The organism is Aquiflexum sp., from assembly GCF_041751335.1.
GTDB lineage: Bacteria > Bacteroidota > Bacteroidia > Cytophagales > Cyclobacteriaceae > Aquiflexum.
This window is the reverse complement of sequence record NZ_JBGSXS010000137.1, coordinates 1-4,703: the sequence shown is the minus strand read 5'-3', so window position 1 is coordinate 4,703 and position 4,703 is coordinate 1. Positions and strand designations below refer to the sequence as shown.

At 40.1% G+C, this 4,703-nt stretch carries 5 protein-coding genes and 1 pseudogene; 2 read left to right on the top strand and 4 right to left on the bottom strand.

All coding sequences use genetic code 11. The features are described 5' to 3' along the window. Window positions 1–157: 157 nt before the first annotated feature. The 4 genes from ACEW8U_RS07390 to lpdA all read right to left on the bottom strand — a co-directional run bounded on the left by ACEW8U_RS07390 (window position 158) and on the right by lpdA (window position 3,566). Entirely contained in the window at window positions 158–604 is a 447-nt protein-coding gene (locus tag ACEW8U_RS07390) for a DUF2721 domain-containing protein (RefSeq protein ID WP_373521396.1), read from the bottom strand. A gap of 104 nt (window positions 605–708) precedes the next feature. Then, window positions 709–1,536, bottom strand: coding sequence for an anti-sigma factor domain-containing protein (locus tag ACEW8U_RS07385; protein ID WP_373521395.1), 828 nt, complete (start codon window positions 1,534–1,536; stop codon window positions 709–711). Continuing rightward, a complete protein-coding gene (locus ACEW8U_RS07380) occupies window positions 1,536–2,069 on the bottom strand; it encodes an RNA polymerase sigma factor (protein WP_373521394.1) in 534 nt (177 codons plus the stop codon). The genes ACEW8U_RS07385 and ACEW8U_RS07380 overlap by 1 nt, the downstream gene beginning before the upstream one ends. A 96-nt stretch (window positions 2,070–2,165) precedes the next feature. Further along, window positions 2,166–3,566 carry a dihydrolipoyl dehydrogenase gene (gene lpdA / locus ACEW8U_RS07375; protein WP_373521393.1) on the bottom strand — a complete coding sequence of 467 codons (1,401 nt, stop codon included), beginning with the start codon at window positions 3,564–3,566 and terminating at the stop codon, window positions 2,166–2,168. 178 nt (window positions 3,567–3,744) lie between these two features. On the opposite strand from lpdA, the pseudogene ACEW8U_RS07370 reads away from it, so the two are divergent. Both ACEW8U_RS07370 and ACEW8U_RS07365 read left to right on the top strand, forming a co-directional pair. Beyond that, a pseudogene (locus ACEW8U_RS07370) lies at window positions 3,745–4,131 on the top strand (GxxExxY protein). A gap of 110 nt (window positions 4,132–4,241) precedes the next feature. Further along, a partial coding sequence (locus ACEW8U_RS07365) for an SDR family NAD(P)-dependent oxidoreductase (protein ID WP_373521392.1) occupies window positions 4,242–4,703 on the top strand: 462 nt, incomplete at its 3' end.

The following is a 4,703-nucleotide window of genomic DNA, read 5'->3' as shown; positions in this document are numbered from 1 at the left end:
ATATAATCATTTTAGATGATTTGAAATATGGTTGAAATTCATTTCATGATATGCCTTTGGCGAAATAATTTGTCAGCATTAAGCCTTATTTCAATTTTATTTCAACAATATTTCAATTGTATTTCTACTTTATCCCAAAGTGCTCCTGTTTCTATCATTATTCCCTATCCTTCTTGAACCAAGTATCGATACCGCTCCTCCTTTTTTCAAAATGATCCTCCATATCCTTTAGCTCCAGATTGATGGCCTGATTGGAAATTAAAATCTCAATTAGGGAAATTACCAAGGATATCAACAAAGCCAACATACTGCTTATAAAAACATAGTCAGCGGCAGGTTGTGCACCAATAAATATGAGGTACATACATATGACACAAAGTAAAAAACTCAACACCCCGCACAATTGCATATACTTGATCATGCTTGCCCTTTTTTTGAGATTTCTAATTTGGTCAATGATAATTTCCTGATCGGGATTTTCCAGAAATTTTTTGTGAAGGCCCCTTATTAGATTGGCAACGGCCAAAAATCTGTTGGTAAAAGCCAGCATCATCAAAGTAATGGCTGAGAAAAGCAAAGCAGGGGTGGATAATTGGAGTTCCATAGGTTATGAAAATTGAAAAGGCAAATTGGGCATTAATCCTTAAAAAATAAAACCCGGCCAGATAGCCGGGTCATTTTAAAATACAATGAAATAATTACAAATTTCTAAACAACATTCCCCAACACCACCAATTTCTCCAAGGTCGGACTTTCACTTCCTCCTTTAGGTTCAATGGTAATGGCAAAGGCACCTGCTGAAGCTACCGCCTGCATCTGTTGGAGGCTGAACCGCTGACCTGCATTGACGAGACCTATGCCAATTGGCCCCTGTTCACCGATTGCCCAAAGCTGATAGTCGTATTGCTCTTCCAATCCTGAAAGGTTGTTGACTGAGACAAAAACACTTTCACTGCCCTTATCCCACCATACATCCACAGCGGCATCTTTCTGCATTTCTAAGCCTTCCCCTTTCATGGGTATCCGCTCAAAATTACCTGCAAGAAGTGTTTCCAACTGAGTATCTGCCTCTTCAAAATTCACTTTGTACTGATTCAATTCCTCAGCCAAAACCGTTTGTTCCTGAAGTAGGGCCGTAAACCTTTTGTCCACATCATTATACTGCATCGCAAAATAAACTGCCACACCTGATGCCAACACTGCTACAACACTTGCTGCTGCAAAATAAGCTTTCCAAGGTTGAATGCTGACAGTTTTGGTAGTCACCTCTTCTTTTGGGGTTGTCAAAACCACCTCTGGACTGTTGCCCATTCCTTTATCAAAGGATTCGAATATTTTCTTTTTGACGGTAGACGAAGGATTTATTCCTGTCTGATTGTCAAATTGAAAAAACGCTTCCTCAATCTGATCCAGTTCATGCTGGATTTCCGGGTATCGTTTGGCCAACTGAATGACCTCTTCCCTTTCCCGTTCACTCAACTCTCCCAATACGAAGAGTTCAAGTTTTCCTGACGATATGTATGCTTGAATATCCACTAGATTCTATCTAAGTTCTTTTTTAAAACATTGATTGCTGCTCGGATGCGCGATTTGACAGTCCCTAAGGGAAGGTCAAACTCCTCTGAAATTTCTGAATGGGTGTAGCCTTTAAAATATATGCACTCAATCACAAATCTTTGTTCCTCATTGAGGTCTACTAGAAGCTCCTTGACTCCTATTCCATCGACCAACTCTGAAGTTCCTGACTCGCTCTCCAGACCATATACGTAGTCATCAATCGTATTGGTCTTACTGCTTTTAGAAAATTCTTTAGACCTGGTTTTGTCAATCGCCGAATTACGGCAGATATTGGCCATCCAGGTATAAAGTCTTCCTTTTGACTCATCATAACTGTCTATTTTCCTAGTGATCTTGATAAATGCATCATGAAAAACTTCTTCGGCGATGTCCTTATCACTGATAATCCTGGAAACGACAGCAAAAAGCGCACGCGAATATTTTTCATATAGATATTCTACCGTCTTCCGGCTCTGCGCCCTCAATCCTGAAATTAATTGTTCTTCTTCCAAAAGTATGATCTGTTTAATTTGGTTTTCTGAATAAAAAGAAAAACACAAGACCTACTATTTGATCTTGTGTTTCGAATATAAGAAATTTTTATAAGATTAAAGGTGAATCACTTCTCCATAAGCCTGAGCGGCTGCTTCCATTACCGCCTCTGACATAGTCGGGTGAGGATGGACAGTCTTAATCAAATCCATACCCGTGGTTTCGAGTTTACGAATGGCAACAATCTCTGCTATCATCTCAGTCACGTTGGCGCCGATCATATGAGCTCCCAAAAGCTCCCCGTATTTGGCATCAAAAACCAGTTTGACAAATCCGTCTTTTGCTCCGGCTGCGGAGGCTTTTCCTGAAGCGGTAAATGGGAATTTACCCACTTTCACATCATATCCGGCTTCTTTGGCCTGTGCCTCAGTATATCCTACCGAGGAAATTTCCGGAATACAATAGGTGCAGCCAGGAATGTTGTTATAATCCAATGGTTCAGGATGATGTCCTGCAATTTTTTCCACACAGATGATTCCCTCAGCTGATGCTACATGGGCCAATGCAGGCCCAGGAACTACATCTCCGATAGCATAATAGCCCGGCATATTGGTTTTGTAGAATTCATCAACTTTGATTTTACCCTTATCCACCAAAATACCGACATCTTCGAGACCTATGTTTTCCACATTGGAAACCACACCGACTGCCGACAACACGATATCACAATCTATGGTGGACTCAGCACCTTTTTTATCTTTGACAGTAACCTTACATCCCTTTCCTTTTGTATCTACAGCAGTGACTTCGCTACTTGTCATGATCTTAATACCGGCTTTTTTATATATTTTTTCCAAGGTCTTGGATACCTCTTCGTCTTCAATGGGCACTATCCTGTCCATGAATTCGACTATGGTTACTTCCACTCCAATGGCACTATAAACATAAGCAAACTCAACACCGATCGCACCGGAACCAACTACGACCATTTTCCCAGGTTTCTTGTCCAAAACCATAGCCTTTCTATAGCCGACGATTTTCTCGTTGTCGATCTTTAATGCAGGAAGTTCTCTTGCTCTTCCGCCTGTAGCGATGATGATATGGTCAGCAGTATAAGCAGTCTTTTTTCCGTCTTTATCCTCGACTTCGATTTTCTTTCCAGGCTGCACTTTCCCCCAACCCAAAAGTTGATCTATTTTATTTTTTTTCAGCAAAAATTGTACTCCTTTGGACATCCCGGCTGCCACATCACGGCTTCTTTTTATCATATTGGGAAAATCCACGGAAGCTTCTTTCACTTTGATTCCATAATCCTCAGAATGATTGATATATTCAAAAACTTGTGCACTTTTGATCAATGCTTTGGTTGGGATACAACCCCAGTTCAAACAGATACCACCAAGCTCGGCAGCTTCGACAACAGCGGTTTTCAAACCTAACTGCGAAGCCCTGATTGCAGCAACATACCCCCCCGGACCAGAACCCAAAACAATCAAATCATATTTCGTAGAAGACATATTCTTATTATTTAATTTTCAAATTAGCTATGCAAAAATAGGGCTTTTGGGGAGAGAAAAAAATTTGTCTAGTAAGGATTGGATTCACGCAAAGACGCAATGATGCAAAGAAAAAAATTTAAATTAAATTAGCTTGAATCTAAAAGTTATCGCCATTCTAATATAGATGCTGAAATAAATGACAGAAAATGATATAGCCAGAGAAATTTTTGATTCTGCTTACCACATCCATTACCCGCTCGGTCCTGGTCTGTATGAAATTGTTTATGAAAACATTTTAGCACATGAACTGACAAAAAAAGGTTTGCATGTAGTAAGGCAAAAGGAAATCAAGGTTAATTGGGACAATCTTGTCTTTGAGCAAGGTTTTAAAGCAGATTTAATTGTAGAAAGAAAAGTTTAAATAGAAATCAAGGCTGTAGAAACCCTTCATCCCAAACATTTTAAGCAGGTAAATACCTACTTAAAACTCACGGATATCAAACTGGGTTTGTTGATAAATTTCAATGAGAAATTGATAAAATATGGCTTTAAGAGGATTGTAAATGGGTTAGAGGATGAATAAATTTTACTTAGGTACTACCCATCTTAAATTTATTAATCTTTGCTTCTTGGCGTCTTTGCGTGATTTTTTTTTATTTTTGGACCTTACGAAACCAACCAAAATAATACAACATGGGATTATTAAGCGGAAAAACAGCTCTGATCACGGGAGCATCTAAAGGAATAGGAAGGGCCATTGCCATCCGATATGCACAGGAAGGTGCCAATGTGGCATTTACATATCTGTCAAGTGTCGAAAAAGGGGAGGCATTGGAAAATGAACTTGCCGCTTTTGGCATCAAGGCAAAAGGCTATCGCTCCGATGCCTCCAACTTCAAAGCAGCCGAAGAATTGGTCAATGCAGTGGTGGCGGATTTTGGTTCCTTGGACATACTTGTGAATAATGCCGGCATCACCCGTGACAACCTCTTAATGAGAATGACTGAAGAGGCTTGGGATGAAGTGATAGGCGTCAACCTCAAATCCTGTTTCAACACCGTAAAAGCTGCCACCCGCCCTATGATGAAAGCCAAAAGCGGTTCTATAATTAATATCACCTCGGTGGTAGGTATCAAAGGCAACGCAGGCCAAGCC

Bases quoted from the DNA above. Each gene is read 5' to 3' on its own strand.
- lpdA (WP_373521393.1), bottom strand. From the start codon at position 3,566: ATGTCTTCTACGAAATATGATTTGATTGTTTTGGGTTCTGGTCCGGGG.
- ACEW8U_RS07390 (WP_373521396.1), bottom strand. From the start codon at position 604: ATGGAACTCCAATTATCCACCCCTGCTTTGCTTTTCTCAGCCATTACT.